The sequence below is a fragment of the Pantoea sp. ICBG 828 genome, from assembly GCF_002928355.1.
In the GTDB taxonomy this organism is placed as follows: Bacteria; Pseudomonadota; Gammaproteobacteria; order Enterobacterales; family Enterobacteriaceae; genus Pantoea; species Pantoea dispersa.
Genome location: NZ_POWN01000005.1, coordinates 380,839 through 399,844, shown reverse-complemented (window position 1 = coordinate 399,844; position 19,006 = coordinate 380,839). Strand labels below are relative to the sequence as shown.

Sequence of the window (19,006 nt, the reverse complement as noted above, 5' to 3'; positions counted from 1 at the left end):
TCGGGCGTCAGGCATGGCAGTCTCTGCGCTGAACTGACAGGGAGAGACTGAGATGCGTAAAGGATTACCCGCCGCGCTGCTGGCCGGCTTTGTTGTAACCGGGTGTGTCGAAGCACCGGCGCGGCACGGCGCGGCCGATATCCGGCTGCAGCTGGGATTGCACTATCTGGCGGTGAAGGATTATGCCGCGGCGCAGCGCAATTTGCTGCGCGCGCAGCAGGCCGCGCCGCGCGATTACCGGGTGCCGCTGGCGCTTGCGCGCGTCGCGCAGGCACAGCAGAATAACGCCCGGACGCGCCATTACTACCAGCGCGCGCAGCAGTTAGCGCCGCTGAATGGTTATGTGGCTAACAATTACGGTGCGTTTCTCTGCGGTTTGAGGCAGTATGACGAAGCGCATCAACAGTTTAAGCTGGCAACTGAAGCGCAGCACAGCGACGCCGCTCAGGATGCCCTGCTGTTTTCGGGCTATTGTTACCTGCAGGCGGGAGAGGATCGCGCCGCGCGCCAGCAGTTCGATCTCGCGCTGGATGCCGCACCGGAGCAGGGCAGTATGCTGCTGACGGAAGTGGAACGACGGCTTGAACAGCAGCAGTGGGCTTCAGTGCCGCTGCTTTTAGAAGTTTACCATCAGCATTTGCCGGCAACGGCAGAGAGTCTGGGGTTACAGATACGTTTCGCCGCGCAACAGGGAAACGCTGCTGACGTTACACGTTATGGCGACCGGTTGGCGCGAAGTTTTCCACAATCGATACAGTACCAGCGTTATTTAGCTAATGAATACTGAAGCCACTCAAGAGAATTCTGCAGTACATTCCACAGGTGAACGCCTGCGTCTGGCCCGTGAGCAGATGGGGCTGACCCAGCAAAACGTCGCTGAGCGCCTGTGCCTGAAACTTTCTACCGTGCGTGATATTGAAGAGGATAAATCCCCGGCGGATTTGGCCTCGACCTTCCTGCGCGGCTACATTCGCTCTTATGCGCGTCTGGTGCATGTACCTGAAGATGATCTGCTGCCGATGATGGCGAAGCAGGCTCCGGTGCGTGCGGCGAAAATTGAGCCGATGCAGAGCTTCTCACTGGGTAAACGTCGTAAAAAGCGTGACGGCTGGTTGATGATCTTCACCTGGCTGGTGATTTTCGTGGTGGTCGGCCTGACCGGCGCCTGGTGGTGGCAGAACCATAAAGCCTCGCAGGCAGATCTGGTGTCGATGGCTGACCAGAACGGCAGCAGCAGTGACAACAGCCAGTCGATTCCGCTGGGTGACAACAGCACAGACAGCACTACCGACAGCGACACTAACGCGGCCGGTACGCCGATTGACACCGGTGCCGGAGCGGCCAGCACGCCAGACAACGCTGGCAGTACCAGCAGTGCGCCAGCAGCGACCAGCAGCAACACGGCAACCAGCAGCGACAACGCGGTGGTGTCTCCGAGCCAGGCGCCGATTGATAACGCACCGCCAGCGGCCACCTCACCGGCGCCGGCCAACAGCGTGCCGGCAGGCTCAATGCCAACCGGTACCGCTGCCGTCAGCCAGCCCGCGGGCGATCCTAACGCCGTGGTGATGAACTTCAAAGCTGACTGCTGGCTGGAAGTCACCGATGCGACCGGTAAGAAGCTGTTCAGCGGATTGCAACGTAGCGGCGGTAAACTCAGCCTGTCCGGCACCGCTCCGTATCGTCTGAAAATTGGCGCTCCGGGTGCGGTTGACGTGCAATATCAGAATCAGCCCGTTGATTTAAGTCGTTTTATCCGTAATAACCAGGTTGCCCGTCTGACGCTGGGTGCGCAATAACGCGCAGCGCGCTTTCCGGGTAATTGTGGAGAGAGAATATGCATAACGAAGCACCCATTATCCGTCGCAAATCTACACGTATTTACGTCGGCAAGGTGCCGGTTGGCGATGGCGCGCCTATCGCCGTTCAGTCAATGACCAACACCCGTACCACGGACGTCGAAGCCACGGTGAATCAAATCCGTCAGCTGGAGCGCGTCGGCGTGGATATCGTGCGTGTGTCCGTGCCCACCATGGATGCGGCGGAAGCCTTCAAACTGATTAAGCAGCAGGTCAACGTGCCGCTGGTAGCGGACATTCACTTTGACTACCGCATCGCTCTGAAAGTGGCCGAGTACGGCGTCGATTGCCTGCGCATTAACCCGGGCAACATCGGTAACAACGAGCGTATTCGCCAGGTAGTGGATTGCGCCCGTGACCACAATATTCCGATCCGTATCGGCGTTAACGCCGGTTCGCTGGAAAAAGATCTGCAGGAAAAATACGGTGAGCCAACGCCGCAGGCGCTGCTCGAATCCGCGATGCGTCATGTTGATCACCTCGATCGCCTCAACTTTGACCAGTTCAAAGTGAGCGTCAAAGCCTCCGATGTGTTCCTGGCGGTGGAATCTTACCGTCTGCTGGCAAAAGCCATCGATCAGCCGTTGCACCTTGGCATCACCGAAGCCGGTGGCGCGCGTGCGGGTGCCGTGAAGTCGGCAATTGGCCTTGGCCTGCTGCTGGCGGAAGGGATCGGCGATACGCTGCGCATTTCGCTGGCCGCCGACCCGGTTGAAGAAGTGAAAGTCGGCTACGACATCCTGAAATCACTGCGCATCCGCTCACGCGGCATCAACTTCATCGCCTGCCCGACCTGTTCGCGCCAGGAATTTGACGTCATTGGCACGGTGAACGCGCTGGAAGAGCGGCTGGAAGACATCATCACGCCGATGGACGTCTCGATCATTGGCTGCGTGGTGAACGGTCCCGGCGAAGCCACGGTCTCGACGCTCGGCGTCACCGGCGGCAACAAGAAAAGCGGTTTCTACGAAGATGGCGTGCGCCAGCGCGATCGCCTCGACAACAGTGACATGATCGATCAGCTGGAAGCGCGCATCCGTGCGAAAGCCACCATGCTGGACGAGAGCCGCCGCATTAACGTGCAGCAGCTGGAAAAATAAAGGACGGTGTGCGCCCGGCGCACGCCAGTTGTGATTGAACCTGTGCGGTTTCATCCTCATAAGGTATGATGCCGGACAGGTTTTTTTGTATTAAGAGATTCTAACGTGGCGAAAAATATTCAAGCGATTCGCGGGATGAACGATTACCTGCCGGCAGATACCGCCATCTGGCAGCGTATTGAGGGCACCCTGAAGCAGGTGCTGGCCAGCTACGGCTACAGTGAAATCCGTCTGCCAATCGTCGAGCAAACCCCCCTGTTCAGCCGCGCGATCGGTGAAGTCACCGACGTGGTTGAAAAAGAGATGTACACCTTTGAAGACCGCAACGGCGAAAGCCTGACGCTGCGTCCGGAAGGCACCGCAGGCTGCGTGCGCGCCGGTATCGAACATGGTCTGCTGTACAATCAGGAGCAGCGCCTGTGGTACATCGGTCCGATGTTCCGCTACGAGCGTCCACAGAAGGGTCGCTATCGCCAGTTCCACCAGATGGGTGTGGAAGTGTTTGGCCTGCAGGGGCCTGACGTGGACGCCGAGCTGATCATGCTGACCCATCGCTGGTGGAAAGCGCTGGGGATTGCTGACCACGTTGAGCTGGAACTGAACTCCATCGGTTCACTTGACGCGCGCGCCAACTACCGCAGCGCGCTGGTGGCCTTCCTCGAACAGCATAAAGAGGTGCTGGACGAAGATTGCAAACGCCGTATGTATACCAATCCGCTGCGCGTGCTGGACAGCAAAAATCCGGATATTCAGACGCTGCTTAATGACGCGCCGACGCTGGGTGAATTTCTCGACGAGGAGTCACGTGAACACTTCAGCGGCCTGTGCGCGCTGCTCGACGATGCCGGCATCAAATACCGCATCAATCAGCGCCTGGTGCGCGGCCTCGACTACTACAACCGCACCGTGTTCGAATGGGTGACCAGCAGCCTCGGCTCGCAGGGCACCGTGTGCGGTGGCGGTCGCTATGATGGTCTGGTGGAGCAACTGGGCGGCCGCGCAACGCCGGCGGTCGGTTTTGCCATGGGGCTCGAGCGTCTGGTGCTGCTGGTGCAGGCGGTGAATCCGGAATTTGAACCGACGCGCATTGTTGATGTCTATGTTATCGCTTCGGGGCAGGGCGTGCAGTCCGCCGCGATGCAACTGGCGGAAAAACTGCGTGATGCCGACCCGGCGCTGAAGCTGATGACCAACTTCGGCGGCGGTAACTTCAAGAAGCAGTTTGCCCGTGCAGACAAGTGGGGTGCACGCATTGCGCTGGTGCTGGGCGAAGACGAAGTGAAAGCGGGCCAGGTGGTGATTAAAGACCTGCGCACCGGCGATCAGCAGACGCTGGCGCAGAGCGACGCCGCCGCGACGCTGCACACGCTGCTGCAGTAAGCGCAGCACTGCAACAGGCATTTTAAGGAGAGGGATTGCGTGGAAGTTTACAGCAACGAAAACGAACAGGTTGATGCGCTGCGTCGCTTCTTTGCCAATAATGGCAAAGCGCTGGCGGTCGGGGTCATCGTCGGTATCGCTGCGCTGGGTGGCTGGCGTTTCTGGAGCAGCCATCAGGAAGGAGCGGACAAAGCCGCGTCGGCGCAGTATCAGCAGCTGACCAGCGCCATGCAGGCAGACAAGCCGCAGACGCTGGAAGCGGTCGCCAGCTTCGCCAGCGAGAACAACAACACCTACGGTGCGCTGGCCGCGCTGGATCTGGCTAAACAGTACGTTGCCGCCAATCAGTTAGACAAAGCCATCACGCTGTTACAGAGCGGGCTGAAAGACACCAAAGATGCCAATCTGCAGGCGGTGATCAACCTGCGTCTGGCACGCATTCAACTGCAGCAAAATCAGGCCGATGCCGCCCTTACTACCCTGAACAATGTGAAGGGTGATGGCTGGACAGCCATTGTGGCGGACATTCGTGGCGAAGCACTGCTGAGCAAAGGCGATAAGCAGGGCGCCCGCGATGCCTGGAGTAAAGGTGCGGAATCGCAGGCTTCTCCTGCGCTGAAGCAGATGCTGCAGATGAAGATGAATAACTTAAGTTAAGCCAGTCAAGAGAGCGCACATGGAATTACGTAAATACCTGCTGCCAGGGCTGATGTCAGTCACTCTGCTCAGCGGTTGCTCGCTGTTCAGCGGCGAAGAAGATGTAGTGAAAATGGCCCCGCTGCCGAAGGTTGAAAACCAGTTCACGCCGGAAACCGCGTGGAGCACCTCGGTCGGTGACGGCGTGGGTGATTTCTACTCCAATCTGCATCCCGCCTGGCAGGACGGCACCGTGTATGCCGCCGACCGCTTCGGTATCGTGAAAGCGCTCGACGCCAGCAACGGCAAAGAGAAGTGGAAAGTGAACCTCTCTGAGAAGACCGGCTTCTTTTCGAAAAACATTTCGGCACTGCTGTCTGGCGGCATCACGGCCAATGGCGATCGCCTCTACATCGGTAGCGAGCGGGGGCAGGTATTTGCCCTGAACAGCAGCGACGGCAGCATTGCCTGGCAGACCAAAGTGGCCGGTGAAGCACTGTCGCGTCCGGTGGTCAGCGATGGTCTGGTGCTGATTCACACCAGCAACGGTATGCTGCAGGGGCTCGATCAGAGCAGCGGCGCGGTGAAATGGAGCGTGAATCTGGATATGCCAGCGCTGTCGCTGCGTGGTGAATCGGCGCCGGCAGTAGCGTTCGGCGGCGCGATTGTTGGCGGCGATAACGGTCGCGTCAGCGCGGTGATCATGAACCAGGGTCAGCTGATCTGGCAGCAGCGTATCTCCCAGCCAAGTGGCGCGACCGAGATCGATCGTCTTAACGATGTCGACACCACGCCGGTTATCGTCAATGGCGTGGTCTATGCGCTGGCCTACAACGGTAACCTGACGGCGCTGGATCTGCGTTCCGGTCAGATTCTGTGGAAGCGTGAAATCGGCGGCGTCAAAGATCTGATCGTCGATGCCGGTCGTATCTATCTGGTGGATCAGGATGACCGCGTGATTGCGCTCAACGCCGATGGCGGCGTGGCGATCTGGCGTCAGAGCGATCTGCTGCACCGTAACCTGACGTCTCCGGTGCTGTTCAACGGTTACCTGGTGGTCGCCGATAGCGAAGGCTACGTGCACTGGATCAACACCCTGGACGGCCGCTTTGTGGCGCAGCAGAAACTGGACAGCGATGGCTTCCAGACCGAGCCGGTTGTGGTCGGTGACAAGCTGCTGATCCAGGCAAAAGGCGGTGAGGTCTACGCCATCACCCGTTAAGGCGATGGCCCAACGGGCAGCGTTTCGCACGCATTGATACGGCTCCTGATTCGTCAGGGGCCGTTCTGTTTTTAGTCAGGCATGATATTCTTGGCGCCTGCGGCCTGAACCTGACGGCAAATGCCGTTATAATCACGCCATTCGGGCGATTTATTTTTAAAACTGAGGCAAGTGTTATGGTACCTGTGGTCGCGCTGGTTGGGCGTCCCAATGTGGGGAAATCCACGCTGTTTAACCGCTTAACGCGCACACGTGATGCGTTAGTGGCCGATTTCCCTGGACTGACTCGCGATCGCAAATATGGTCGCGCCGAAGTGGAAGGGCGCGAATTTATTGTTATCGATACCGGCGGTATTGATGGCACCGAGGAAGGCGTGGAAAACCGCATGGCGGAGCAGTCGCTGCTGGCGATTGAAGAGGCCGATGTGGTGCTGTTTTTAGTTGATGCGCGTGCTGGCGTCATGCCGGCGGATCAGCAGATCGCCAATCATCTGCGTTCGCGCGATAAAGCGACGTTCCTCGTTGCCAACAAAACTGACGGTCTCGATCCGGATGCTGCGGTGCTGGACTTTTACGCGCTCGGCCTGGGTGAGATTCACCCGATTGCCGCGTCGCATGGTCGTGGCGTCACCAGCCTGCTGGAAACCGCGCTGCTGCCGTGGATGGATGATATCGCGCCGCGGGAAGTCAGCGAAGAGGACGAAAACGAAGCTTACTGGGCCGCGTTAGCCGCCGAGGAGAACGGTGAAGCGCTGGAGGAAGAAGAGGAAGAAGCCTTCGATCCGACCGGTCTGCCGATCAAACTGGCGATTGTCGGGCGTCCCAACGTAGGTAAGTCAACGCTCACCAACCGTATCCTCGGTGAAGATCGTGTGGTGGTGTACGACATGCCGGGCACCACACGCGACAGCATCTACATTCCGATGGAGCGTGATGACCGCGAGTATATTCTGATTGATACCGCGGGCGTACGTAAGCGCGGCAAAATCACTGATACGGTGGAAAAATTCTCCGTCATCAAAACGCTGCAGGCGATAGAAGATGCCAACGTGGTGATGCTGGTGATTGACGCGCGCGCGGGCATTTCCGATCAGGACCTGTCGCTGCTCGGCTTTATCCTGAATAGTGGGCGCTCACTGGTGATTGTGGTCAACAAGTGGGATGGCCTGTCGCAGGAGATTAAAGATGAAGTGAAAGAGACGCTGGACTTCCGTCTCGGCTTTATCGACTTCGCGCGCGTGCACTTTATCTCGGCACTGCACGGCAGCGGCGTGGGCAACCTGTTTGAATCCGTGACCGAAGCGTACGACTGCTCGACCAAACGCGTAAATACCTCCATGCTGACGCGTATCATGAACATGGCTGCTGACGACCATCAGCCGCCGCTGGTGCGTGGCCGCCGCGTGAAACTCAAATACGCGCATGCCGGTGGTTATAACCCGCCGATTGTGGTGATTCACGGTAATCAGGTGAAGGATCTGCCGGATTCTTACAAGCGTTACCTGATGAACTACTTCCGCCGCTCGCTGAACGTGATGGGAACGCCGATTCGCATCCAGTTTAAAGAGGGCGATAACCCGTATGCGGGCAAACGTAACCTGCTGACGCCAACCCAGCAGCGTAAGCGTAAGCGTCTGATATCGCATCTGAAGAAAAACAAACGCTAAACATGATGAGGGCCCGGATGGGCCCTCTTTTTTTGGCGTAACATCCGGTTTTATCACGATCCTCAGCCACGATTCCGGAGTCATCATGCTCACCCCATGCCCTCACTGTCAGCAACCGCTCACTTACAGCGAACAACGCTTCGACTGCCCGCACTGCCAGCGTCATTTCACCGCGCTGGCCTGCTGTCCCGACTGCCAGCAGCCGCTGCAGGTACTAAAAGCGTGCGGTGCCATAGATTATTTCTGTACCCACGGTCACGGCCTGATCTCCAGCAGACGCGTGCATTATCGCCCGGAAAACGTCATGGAATGAGGGTTTGCGATAGCGCGAAGTGGCACTGGCTGCTCGCTTCGCGCTGCGTTTGTAGCAAAAATGCTATTGCCCAGTAACTACCGCGTTATGGATGTTCACTTTTAATTGTACCGGATGGTACAATCCTGCCCGCCTTGTCGCGAATGCCAGCGGATATTGATCCTGCGGCCTCGCTCACAAGCGCTGCATAACGGGCGTAGCTCCCGTACCAACAGATATAAAATAAAGCGTAACGGATAACTTCCTGTCCCTGCTCAGTCAGGAGGACATTGACCGGCTGCTCCCGCATTCCGGCCGCCACGCGTTATTTTTTCAGGAGAGTTTGTGTTATGGCAGAAAATTCCGCTCGTCCCGGTAAAGGGTTGAGTCTCTGGTCCGTGTTATTCGGGCTGGTCCTGCTGGCGATCGGCCTGTTCTTCGCGATCGGTGGCGGTAAACTGGTGGCCCTGGGCGGCAGCTGGTACTTCCTCATTGCCGGTATCGTCATGTTACTGTCGGCGATTCAGTTCTTTCGCCGTAAATCCTCGGCGGTTACGCTGTTCATTCTGGTCTTCGCCGGCACGTTGATCTGGGCGCTGTACGATGCTGGCTGGCAGTTCTGGCCGCTGGTGTCGCGCCTGATGGTGCCGGCCGGCCTGATGGTGCTGGCGTTTATTACCTGGCCGGCGCTGCGTAAGCGTGAAGGCAAGGCCTCGCTGGCGAAGCTTTCGTATGCGCTGTCAGCGGTGCTTGCCGTTGGTATGGTGGTCACCTTTGTCCAGATGTTCCAGCCGCATCCGACCGTGGCCTTCACCGGCAAGCAACTGCCGCTGATCCCGGTAGATAAAAGCAAACCGCAGCAGGACTGGAGCAGCTACGGCCGTACGCCGCAGGGTGACCGTTTTGCCGCTATCGACCAGATTACCCGCGACAACGTGAAAGACTTGCAGGTTGCCTGGACGTTCCATACCGGCGACACGCCGATCAGCCCGACCGGTAACGGTGCAGAAGATCAGGAAACGCCACTGCAGGTGGGTAATACCCTGTATCTGTGTACGCCGCACAACAACGTGATTGCGGTGGAAGCCGACAGCGGTAAGCAGATCTGGAAGCGCGAAATCAATGCGCAGGCGCAGGTGTGGAACCGCTGCCGTGGTCTGGCGTACTTTGATGCCACCAAACCGGTACAGCAGCCAACGCAGCCGGGCTCCACGCCGGTGCCAGCGGTAACGCTGGCGGCGGGCGATAGCTGCCAGCGTCGCATCCTGATGAACACCATCGATGCACGTCTGATTGCCATCAATGCCGATAACGGCGAGCTGTGTGAAAACTTCGGCAACCACGGTGTGGTCGATCTGAAGCAAGGTCTCGGCAGCGCGCCGGACCCGCAGTATCAGCTGACCTCGCCGCCGCAGGTGGCAGGCACCACGGTTGTGGTGGGCGGTCGCGTCGCGGATAACGTACAGACAGACATGCCTGGCGGCGTTCTGCGTGGCTTCGACGTCATCACCGGCCAGATGCGCTGGGCGTTTGACCCGGGCAATGAAGATCCAAATGCCGTACTGATGCCAGGTCAGGATTACACCCGCAGCACGCCAAACTCATGGGCGCCAATCTCTTACGATCCGGCGATGAACACCGTGTTCCTGCCGATGGGCAGTTCGTCGGTGGACCTGTGGGGTGCCAACCGTACCGCGCTGGATCACAAATATGGCGCGTCGGTGCTGGCGCTGGATGCCACCACCGGTAAAGAGAAGTGGGTGTATCAGACGGTCCACAATGACCTGTGGGACTTCGACCTGCCAATGCAGCCGAGCCTGGTGGACTTCCCGATGAAGGACGGCACCACCAAACCTGCGGTGGTGATCGGCGGGAAAACCGGCATGATCTGGGTGCTGGATCGCCTGACCGGCAAGCCTTTGACCAAAGTTGAAGAGCTGCCGATGCCGCAGGGCCATATCCCGAACGAGCAGTACACCAAAACTCAGCCGCACTCGGTAGAAATGCCAAACATTGGCAATCAGAAACTGACCGAGTCAGACATGTGGGGCGCCACGCCGTTTGACCAGCTGGCTTGCCGTATTGCCTTTAAAGGCATGCGTTATGACGGCCTGTTCACCGTGCCGGACACCGATGTTTCGCTCAGCTTCCCGGGCTCGCTCGGTGGCATGAACTGGGGCAGCATCTCGTTCGATCCGAACAACCAGTACATGTTCGTTAACGATATGCGTCTCGGCCTGTGGGTGCAGATGATTCCGCAGGACACCACCAAATCGGCTGCCAGCAACGGCGGTGAAGCCATCAACACCGGCATGGGTGCGGTACCGCTGAAAGGCACGCCGTACGCAGTAAACAAAAACCGCTTCATGTCGCCGCTGGGCATTCCGTGTCAGGCACCGCCGTTCGGTACGCTGTCGGCCATCGACATGAAGACCCGTCAGATTGTGTGGCAGGTGCCGGTTGGTACGGTGCAGGATACCGGTCCGTTTGGTATCAAAATGCTTGCGCAGATGCCGGTCGGTATGCCGACGCTGGGCGGTACGCTGGCAACGCAGGGCGGTCTGGTATTTATTGCCGGCACCCAGGATTACTACCTGCGCGCCTTCGACAGCTCAACCGGTAAAGAAGTGTGGAAAGCACGTCTGCCGGTGGGCAGCCAGGGCGGACCAATCAGCTATGTTTCGCCGAAAACCGGCAAGCAGTACATCCTGATCTCCGCAGGCGGTGCGCGTCAGTCACCGGATCGCGGTGATTACGTGATTGCTTACGCGCTGCCCGACAGCAAGTAAGCCGCAGTAAAAGAAAGGCCGACATCATGATGTCGGCCTTTTTTATTAACCTTCCGTGGCGTACTCCTTCCTGTAAGGATCCTTACTTACTTCTGCTTAGAGGGGCGACGGCTTTTTTGACCTCCTTTTCTTCCAGCTTCCCTGGCTCTCTCAGGATCGTTCCTGAAATTGCCCCCACTGACTTTGCCGCCCGCGCTACCGGCTTCCCTGGCGCGCTCCGGGTCCTCTGCAAAGTTCCCGGCACCGCCTCGTTGCTTGGTTTGTGTCATAGCAGAGACCTCATCTAAGGGTATTTTCTTTGATGTGGACTAGCTAGCCACGTTATCCAGTATAGTCAGTTAGTTACGGCGATGCTGTGGGAACTGTCTAAGTTATTCTTCGCCATCGCGCCACAGCGCCTGCAGTTCAGGAGGCGCAACGTTTTCCGGAATCAGAATCACAATCGTTCCGGCTTCGCGGTGGGTCGCGTAGCTTATCTGGATGCGAAAATAGCGCTGGTCGCCGCGCCCGATACTGGCGGCCTGTTCCTCCGGCTCGCCGAGCGGCAGCGCCTGCTCCAGCACGTTGCACACGCGCTGCTTTTGCGGTTCCGGCAGCTGCGCCAGCGCAAATCGCCGCTCGCTGCGCAGGCCGGGGATAAATGCAATGCCGCCTTCACGCGCCAGCTCAATGATGGCGTCATCGGTCAGCTGAATATTCACCTTACACCTACCTCGTGCCACGCGGACTGGATCGCCTGTGCCACCGTATTATCAAAACGTTTTGCGGCATGCTGTACGGTAAAGCGCGCAAAGGTGCTGAAGTCGGCATCCTGCGGCAATTCCTTATCGCATAGCGTGTCGTACCATGCCTGACCGGCCCGTTCCCAGGCAAAGCCGCCCAGCGCGGTCGCTGCCAGATAGAAGGCGCGATTGGGAATGCCGGAGTTAAGATGCACGCCGCCGTTGTCTTCGCGCGTGTCGATATAATGATCCATATCGGCAGGCTGCGGATCTTTGCCGAGCAGCGGATCGTCATAGGCGGTACCGGGCGCAGACATCGAGCGCAGGCCGCTGCCCTTAATACCCGCCGCCAGCAGCCCTTCGCCGATGATCCAGTCGGCCTGATCGGCGCTTTGCCTGAGGTGATACTGCTTCACCAGCGAGCCAAACACATCGGACATCGATTCGTTGAGCGCACCCGCCTGCTGGAAGTAAATCAGCCCGGCTTCGGTTTCGGTTACGCCGTGCGTCAGCTCGTGCGCGACCACATCAATGGCAATGGTAAAGCGATTGAAGATCTCACCGTCGCCGTCGCCAAATACCATCTGCTGGCCATTCCAGAAGGCGTTCTGGTACTCCTTGCCGTAATGCACGGTGCCATCCAGTTTCAGGCCTTTGTTGTCCAGCGAGTTGCGCTGATAGATCTGCCAGTAGAAATCATAGGTGATGCCGAGATAGTTCCACGCTTCGTCGGCGGCGACGTCACCGTTACCGGGCTGGCCTTCCTCACGGATCAGGGTGCCAGGCAGATTTTGCGTATTACCCGCATCGTAGATAGCACGCAAAACACTGCCGGGCTGCGCGGTGCTGGCTGCGCTGGCGGTATGAGGATGTTCCGCCATCAGCTGTTGCACGTGGGTGAGGGTGCGCCGCGCGTAATCCTGCTGTGCGCCGGAACAGTTATCGATGATGTTTCGCAGAATATACGGAGGAATAACGCTGTAAGGCATGTCGGACTCCCTGACGGATGGGTATGTCAGAAAGTATAGACCCGCTTATCAATCGCGCGCCGCTGCGTCTGCGGTGCGCGCGATTTACGAGGGGTTATCAACCATTTATGCGGCTGAAAAGATTATCACGCCTTACGGCTGCGCGTCTTCTGCGGTTGTAACGCCGTCACCTGACTCTCCACCCAGCCATCATCCAGCCGGGTACGCAGCAGATCGCCGGTATGCAGCTGACGGGTCTTTTTCACCACCTGGCCCTGAGCATCGGTGGTGACGCTAAAGCCACGCGCCAGCGTCGCCAGCGGACTTACGCCTTCCAGCTGTGCTGTCAGCGTACCAAAACGCTGCCGGCTGTGATTGAGCTGTTTTTCCATGCCCTGCTGCAGCCGGTAGTGCCACTGCTGTAACTGCTGCTGAGCGCGCAGAATACGTCCCTGCGGCTGCTGGGATTGCAGGCGCTGCAGCAGGCGATCCTGCTGGCGATGCGCCAGGCGCAGCCGCTGGTCGGCCGCTTCCTGCAGACGACGCTGCAGCTGAATCAGCGTGGTTTGCTGCCGTGCCAGGCGCAGCTGCGGATGCTGCTGTTGCAGACGATGCTGCAGCCGGGTGAAGCGGCGTTGCTGCTGCGCCACGTAATAATCCATCGCCATCTCCATGCGCTGCTGCTGAGACTGCAAACGGCGCAGCAGCTCGAGCTGGTTGCGGCTCACCAGTTCGGCAGCGGCAGAAGGCGTCGGCGCGCGCAGATCGGCAACAAAGTCGGCGATGGTGACATCGGTTTCATGCCCAACGGCGCTGACGATCGGCAGGCGGCTGGCAAAGATGGCCCGCGCCACGCGCTCGTCGTTGAAGCTCCACAGATCTTCCAGTGAACCGCCGCCGCGCCCGACAATCAGCACGTCGCACTCGTCACGCTGGTTGGCCAGCTCGATGGCGCGCACGATGGCGGCGGGCGCATCAACGCCTTGCACTGCCGTCGGATAGATCACCACCGGCAGCGAGGGATCGCGGCGATGCAGCACGCGCAGCACATCGTGCAATGCCGCGCCGGTGGCAGAGGTGATCACGCCCACCTGGCGCGCCGGCTCCGGCAGCGGCTGTTTAAACTGCTGGTCGAACAGCCCCTCCGCCGCCAGCCGGGCTTTCAGCTGCTCAAACTGTTGCTGCAGCAGCCCTTCACCGGCCGGATGCATGCTTTCGATAATCAACTGATAGTCGCCGCGCGGCTCATACAGCGTGATGCTGGCACGCACCAGCACCTGCTGACCGTGCTGCGGGCGAAAGCTGACGCGTCGATTGCTGTTGCGGAACATGGCACAGCGCACCTGCGCGCCATCGTCCTTCAGGGTGAAGTACCAGTGACCGGAAGCGGGCTGAGTGAAATTGGAAATTTCAGCGCTGAGCCACACCAGGCCCATCTCATTTTCCAGCAGTTGGCGCACCGTGGTGTTCAGGCGGCTGACAGTAAAAATATTGGCGGTTGGCGGTAGCGACATGTGATGAGGATCAAATTTCAAATCAGAGGGTTAATTAACCGATACTACATGCCTGCCCCGGAGGATCAAGACTTTTTCCGAAAAAACACTGGAGGCAACCGATTTCGGCCTGTATAATGCCGCGGCAATATTTTATCTGTTTTAAACGCCCCAGGTGGAGATATTGCAATGTTAAGAATCGCGAAAGAAGCCCTCACATTTGACGACGTCCTGCTCGTTCCCGCTCACTCCACTGTTTTACCCAACACGGCCGATCTCAGCACACAGCTGACCAAAAACATCCGTCTCAACATTCCTATGCTGTCTGCAGCGATGGACACCGTGACCGAAGCCGGTCTGGCGATTGCGCTGGCGCAGGAAGGCGGTCTGGGCTTTATCCACAAAAACATGTCGATTGAGCGCCAGGCGGATGAAGTTCGCAAGGTGAAAAAACACGAAAGCGGCGTCGTAACGGAGCCACAGACCGTGCTGCCAACCACCACGCTGGCCGAGGTGAAAGAGCTGACCGAACGTAACGGCTTCGCCGGTTACCCGGTGGTTAACGCTGACAACGAGCTGGTGGGCATCATTACCGGTCGTGACGTGCGCTTCGTGACCGATATGACGCTGCCGGTGACCGCGGTCATGACGCCGAAAGAGCGCCTGGTGACGGTGAAAGAGGGTGAAGCGCGTGAAGTCGTGCTGCAGAAAATGCACGAAAAACGCGTCGAGAAAGCGCTGGTTGTTGACGACAGCTTCCACCTGCTGGGCATGATTACCGTTAAAGATTTCCAGAAGGCCGAGCGTAAACCTAACGCCTGTAAAGATGCGCAGGGTCGTCTGCGCGTCGGTGCCGCGGTGGGTGCCGGTGCCGGCAACGAAGAGCGCGTTGATGCGCTGGTCGCTGCGGGCGTTGACGTACTGCTGATCGACTCCTCGCACGGCCACTCCGAAGGCGTGCTGCAGCGTATCCGTGAAACCCGCGCAAAATATCCGGACCTCGAAATCATCGGCGGCAACGTGGCGACCGGTGCAGGCGCACTGGCGCTGGCTAACGCGGGCGTGAGCGCGGTGAAAGTGGGCATTGGCCCGGGCTCCATCTGTACTACCCGTATCGTTACCGGCGTTGGCGTACCGCAGATCACGGCAGTATCCGACGCTGTTGAAGCGCTGGAAGGTACCGGTATTCCGGTCATCGCTGACGGCGGTATCCGTTTCTCTGGTGACATCGCCAAAGCCATCGCCGCGGGTGCGTCGGCGGTAATGGTTGGCTCCATGCTGGCCGGTACCGAAGAATCGCCGGGCGAAATCGAGCTCTACCAGGGCCGTGCGTTCAAATCCTACCGCGGTATGGGTTCACTGGGCGCGATGTCCAAAGGCTCGTCTGACCGTTACTTCCAGAGCGATAACGCTGCCGACAAACTGGTGCCGGAAGGTATCGAAGGGCGCGTTGCCTATAAAGGCCGCCTGAAAGAGATCGTGCACCAGCAGATGGGCGGCCTGCGCTCCTGCATGGGCCTGACCGGTTGCCCGACCATCGACGATCTGCGCACCAAAGCCGAGTTCGTGCGCATCAGCGGCGCCGGCATCAACGAAAGCCACGTGCACGATGTGACCATCACCAAAGAGTCACCGAACTACCGCATGGGTTCATAATCCCGTAAGATTTCCCGCCCGGCTCCAGCCGGGCGCTTTTATTATTAAGTCCATCCCAATGGAAACGCCTCAATGACGACTGAAAATATTCATAAACATCGTATTTTGATCCTCGATTTTGGTTCTCAGTATACGCAGCTGGTCGCGCGCCGCGTGCGTGAGCTGGGCGTCTACTGCGAACTCTGGGCGTGGGATGTCACCGAAGAGCAAATACGCCAGTTCAACCCGAACGGCATCATCCTGTCCGGTGGTCCGGAAAGCACCACCGAGCACAACAGCCCGCGCGCGCCGGAATATGTGTTCAACGCCGGTGTGCCGGTGCTGGGCGTGTGCTATGGCATGCAGACCATGGCGATGCAGCTGGGCGGTAAGGTTGAAGGCTCGAACGAGCGTGAATTTGGTTATGCGCAGGTTGAAGTGACAACCCCGAGCGCGCTGGTGCGTGATATCGAAGATGCCATCAGCGCGGCGGGCAAACCGCTCCTCGACGTGTGGATGAGCCACGGTGACAAAGTCACGGCGATCCCGGCAGACTTCGTGACGGTTGCCAGCACCGAAAGCTGCCCGTTTGCCATCATGGCCAACGAAGAGAAGCGTTTCTACGGCGTGCAGTTCCACCCGGAAGTGACGCACACCCGTCAGGGCCTGCGCATGCTGGAGCGTTTTGTGCGCGACATCTGCGGCTGTGAAGCGCTGTGGACGCCAGCCAAAATCATCGAAGATGCGGTAGAGCGCATCCGTGAGCAGGTGGGTGAAGACCGTGTGATTCTCGGCCTGTCCGGCGGCGTGGACTCGTCCGTGACCGCGATGCTGCTGCACCGCGCGATTGGTGAGCGCCTGACCTGTGTGTTCGTCGATAACGGACTGCTGCGTCTGAATGAAGCTGAGCAGGTGATGGACATGTTCGGCGACCACTTTGGTCTGAACATCGTGCACGTTGCGGCAGAAGGGCGCTTCCTCGACGCGCTGGCGGGCGAGAACGATCCGGAAGCCAAACGTAAAATCATCGGCCGCGTGTTCGTGGAAGTGTTCGACGAAGAAGCACTGAAGCTGACCGACGTAAAATGGCTGGCGCAGGGCACCATCTATCCGGACGTGATTGAGTCGGCGGCTTCAGCTACCGGTAAAGCGCACGTAATCAAATCGCACCACAACGTGGGCGGTCTGCCGAAAGAGATGAAGATGGGCCTGGTTGAGCCGCTGAAAGAGCTGTTCAAAGATGAAGTGCGTAAAATCGGTCTGGAACTCGGCCTGCCTTACGACATGCTGTACCGTCATCCCTTCCCGGGCCCGGGTCTGGGCGTGCGCGTACTGGGTGAAGTGAAGAAAGAGTACTGCGACCTGCTGCGCCGTGCCGATGCCATCTTTATCGAAGAGCTGCGCAAAGCCGATCTGTACAACAAAGTCAGCCAGGCCTTTACCGTGTTCCTGCCGGTGCGCTCCGTCGGCGTGATGGGCGATGGCCGTAAATACGACTGGGTGGTTTCCCTGCGTGCTGTCGAAACCATCGACTTCATGACGGCCCACTGGGCGCACCTGCCGTACGACTTCCTCGGCCGCGTCTCAAACCGCATCATCAACGAAGTGAACGGCATTTCACGCGTGGTTTATGATATTTCAGGTAAACCGCCTGCGACGATTGAGTGGGAGTAACGCCCGCACTGGCAACCGCCAGCACCTGAAGCCTCAAAGCCCGCGTAACTGCGGGCTTTTTTATCCTGCCATCTTTCGCATCGCCCGATCAGCGCAGAATTTAGATACAGCGCCTACAGCCGCGCCGCCTGTTGTTCAATAAATTCCCTGAACCACTGCTGGGCGGGATGCGCGTCGCTGCGCCGGTGCCAGATCAGGTTGAACACCATTTCGGGCAACGACAGCGGGGGAGGGAACAGCACCAGCTGGCGACTGGCCTGCGCATGCAGCGCCACGCGTTTCATCACGGTCGCCGTCATGTGGGTTTGCGCCACGATAGACGGCACCGTAAACATCTGCTGGACCGTCAGCCCCAGCCGGCGCTTTTTACCCTGCTGCGCCAGCACCTGATCAACCAGGCCGTACAGTTCACCTTCCGGCGAGACCAGAATATGCGGCAGCGCCAGGTAGCTCTCCATGTCCATGCCGCGTCTGGCCGCCGGATGGTTGCTGGCGACGATGGTGACGAATTCATCGCGCAATACTGGCCGGGAGATGATGCGGCTATCGCTGTGGGTGGGCAGGACGCCGATGGCGACATCAATCGCGCCGGCATCTAACAAATCGACCGCGTGATCGCGGTTGGTAAACGCCTGCACATTCAATGACACGCCGGGGGCGACGTCCTGTAGCGTCTGCATTAACGAAGGCAGCAACACGAAAGCCGGATACTCCGACACGCCCAGTTTGAAGTTTATTTGCGCTTTTTCCGCTGCAAACGCGGGCTTTGCCACCAGCGTCGCTTCGAGCTGGCGCAACGCCCCGGCGATGGGGCCGGACAGATCGCGCGCACGCGCGGTCGGCAGTAAACCCTCCGCGCTGCGCATGAACAGCGGGTCACCGAACAGGGTGCGTAACCGTGACAAAGCCGCACTCATCGCCGGCTGGCTGACGCCCACATGGGTTGCCGCCCGCGTGACGTTGCGCTCGTTCATCAGCGCGTCAAAAGCCACTAACAGATTGAGATCGATGCCATGAAAATCCATACGGCAAATAATCACTCATATTGAATATTTGTTGGACGAATTGTAGGGCGCTGCGCAAAATTCCACAACCAACCCTCACCTGAAAGTGAATAACGATGAATCCAGCAGCAGAATACGTACAACGTCTGAAAATTGAACGACAGGCGGTAGAGACGCTCTATCAGGCCTTCAGCGACAACAACCCCGATCTGGTCGATAGCGTGCTGGCTCCGTCATGGGAAGACATTCCGCTGGCGCCGGGACAGGCGCCCGGGCCGGAAGGCATCAAGCCGATCATTCGCATGCTGGCGCAGGCTTTTCCGGACGTGCAGATCGTGGTGCATGACATGATTCAGGAACCTGGCCGCATCGCGGCGCGGGCGGAAATCAGCGGCACCCATCTCGGCGAAATTTTCGGTATCGCGCCGACCGGCAAGAAAGTGAGCTTCCGTCTGCATGAGTTCCATGCGCTGGAGGACGCCCGTCTGATCACCACCTGGCACATGGAAGATTGGTTTGGCCTGTTCCTCCAGCTTGGCCAGTTTCCGCCACAAGCCTGAATCAG

The 19,006-nt window shown here is 58.8% G+C and carries 17 protein-coding genes; 12 read left to right on the top strand and 5 right to left on the bottom strand.

Annotated features, from left to right (window positions below):
* Positions 1-52 precede the first annotated feature (52 nt).
* From pilW to C1Y43_RS14685, 9 genes are all read left to right on the top strand, one after another.
* Positions 53-787, top strand: coding sequence for a type IV pilus biogenesis/stability protein PilW (gene pilW, locus C1Y43_RS14725; RefSeq protein WP_058770850.1), 735 nt, complete (start codon positions 53-55; stop codon positions 785-787).
* Positions 777-1,799: a cytoskeleton protein RodZ gene (rodZ, locus tag C1Y43_RS14720; protein WP_104188682.1), complete on the top strand. Its 1,023-nt coding sequence runs from the start codon at positions 777-779 to the stop codon at positions 1,797-1,799. Before pilW ends, rodZ begins: the two co-directional genes overlap by 11 nt.
* 38 nt (positions 1,800-1,837) lie before the next feature.
* Positions 1,838-2,959, top strand: a complete 1,122-nt coding sequence (gene ispG / locus C1Y43_RS14715) for a flavodoxin-dependent (E)-4-hydroxy-3-methylbut-2-enyl-diphosphate synthase (RefSeq protein WP_104188680.1) — start codon at positions 1,838-1,840, stop codon at positions 2,957-2,959.
* Positions 2,960-3,064: 105 nt separating this feature from the next.
* Positions 3,065-4,339 (top strand): histidine--tRNA ligase, encoded by a 1,275-nt coding sequence (gene hisS, locus C1Y43_RS14710; protein WP_031279395.1) that lies wholly within the window; start codon positions 3,065-3,067, stop codon positions 4,337-4,339.
* A 39-nt stretch (positions 4,340-4,378) separates the two neighbouring features.
* The gene (locus C1Y43_RS14705; protein ID WP_021506561.1) at positions 4,379-4,996 is read left to right on the top strand and encodes a YfgM family protein; all 618 of its coding nucleotides are present in this window, start codon (positions 4,379-4,381) and stop codon (positions 4,994-4,996) included.
* A 19-nt stretch (positions 4,997-5,015) separates the two neighbouring features.
* The gene (gene bamB / locus C1Y43_RS14700) at positions 5,016-6,197 is read left to right on the top strand and encodes an outer membrane protein assembly factor BamB (RefSeq protein ID WP_104188678.1); all 1,182 of its coding nucleotides are present in this window, start codon (positions 5,016-5,018) and stop codon (positions 6,195-6,197) included.
* A 176-nt stretch (positions 6,198-6,373) separates the two neighbouring features.
* On the top strand, positions 6,374-7,864 hold the full coding sequence (gene der, locus C1Y43_RS14695; protein WP_021506563.1) for a ribosome biogenesis GTPase Der: 1,491 nt from the start codon (positions 6,374-6,376) through the stop codon (positions 7,862-7,864).
* 85 nt (positions 7,865-7,949) lie between these two features.
* Positions 7,950-8,177, top strand: a complete 228-nt coding sequence (locus C1Y43_RS14690; protein ID WP_104188676.1) for a zinc ribbon domain-containing protein — start codon at positions 7,950-7,952, stop codon at positions 8,175-8,177.
* A 329-nt stretch (positions 8,178-8,506) separates the two neighbouring features.
* Positions 8,507-10,945 carry a glucose/quinate/shikimate family membrane-bound PQQ-dependent dehydrogenase gene (locus tag C1Y43_RS14685; RefSeq protein ID WP_104188674.1) on the top strand — a complete coding sequence of 813 codons (2,439 nt, stop codon included), beginning with the start codon at positions 8,507-8,509 and terminating at the stop codon, positions 10,943-10,945.
* Between the two features lie 86 nt (positions 10,946-11,031).
* Here the strand turns inward: C1Y43_RS14685 and C1Y43_RS14680 are convergent, their stop codons facing one another.
* From C1Y43_RS14680 to xseA, 4 genes are all read right to left on the bottom strand, one after another.
* Positions 11,032-11,214, bottom strand: coding sequence for a general stress protein (locus C1Y43_RS14680; RefSeq protein WP_071813581.1), 183 nt, complete (start codon positions 11,212-11,214; stop codon positions 11,032-11,034).
* Positions 11,215-11,316: 102 nt separating this feature from the next.
* Positions 11,317-11,646: a protealysin inhibitor emfourin gene (locus C1Y43_RS14675; RefSeq protein WP_021314501.1), complete on the bottom strand. Its 330-nt coding sequence runs from the start codon at positions 11,644-11,646 to the stop codon at positions 11,317-11,319.
* The gene (locus C1Y43_RS14670; RefSeq protein WP_104188672.1) at positions 11,643-12,656 is read right to left on the bottom strand and encodes a M4 family metallopeptidase; all 1,014 of its coding nucleotides are present in this window, start codon (positions 12,654-12,656) and stop codon (positions 11,643-11,645) included. Before C1Y43_RS14670 ends, C1Y43_RS14675 begins: the two co-directional genes overlap by 4 nt.
* Positions 12,657-12,781: 125 nt before the next feature.
* A complete protein-coding gene (xseA, locus tag C1Y43_RS14665; RefSeq protein ID WP_104188792.1) occupies positions 12,782-14,149 on the bottom strand; it encodes an exodeoxyribonuclease VII large subunit in 1,368 nt (455 codons plus the stop codon).
* A 168-nt stretch (positions 14,150-14,317) separates the two neighbouring features.
* On the opposite strand from xseA, the gene guaB reads away from it, so the two are divergent.
* Together guaB and guaA are read left to right on the top strand one after the other, a co-directional pair.
* Positions 14,318-15,784 (top strand): IMP dehydrogenase, encoded by a 1,467-nt coding sequence (gene guaB / locus C1Y43_RS14660; RefSeq protein ID WP_021506568.1) that lies wholly within the window; start codon positions 14,318-14,320, stop codon positions 15,782-15,784.
* Positions 15,785-15,856: 72 nt separating this feature from the next.
* Positions 15,857-17,437: a glutamine-hydrolyzing GMP synthase gene (gene guaA / locus C1Y43_RS14655; RefSeq protein ID WP_021506569.1), complete on the top strand. Its 1,581-nt coding sequence runs from the start codon at positions 15,857-15,859 to the stop codon at positions 17,435-17,437.
* A 113-nt stretch (positions 17,438-17,550) separates the two neighbouring features.
* Here guaA and C1Y43_RS14650 read toward each other — a convergent pair whose 3' ends face one another.
* A complete protein-coding gene (locus C1Y43_RS14650) occupies positions 17,551-18,462 on the bottom strand; it encodes a LysR family transcriptional regulator (RefSeq protein WP_104188670.1) in 912 nt (303 codons plus the stop codon).
* Positions 18,463-18,557: 95 nt separating this feature from the next.
* On the opposite strand from C1Y43_RS14650, the gene C1Y43_RS14645 reads away from it, so the two are divergent.
* Entirely contained in the window at positions 18,558-19,001 is a 444-nt protein-coding gene (locus tag C1Y43_RS14645) for an ester cyclase (protein ID WP_104188668.1), read from the top strand.
* The last annotated feature ends 5 nt before the right edge of the window (positions 19,002-19,006 follow it).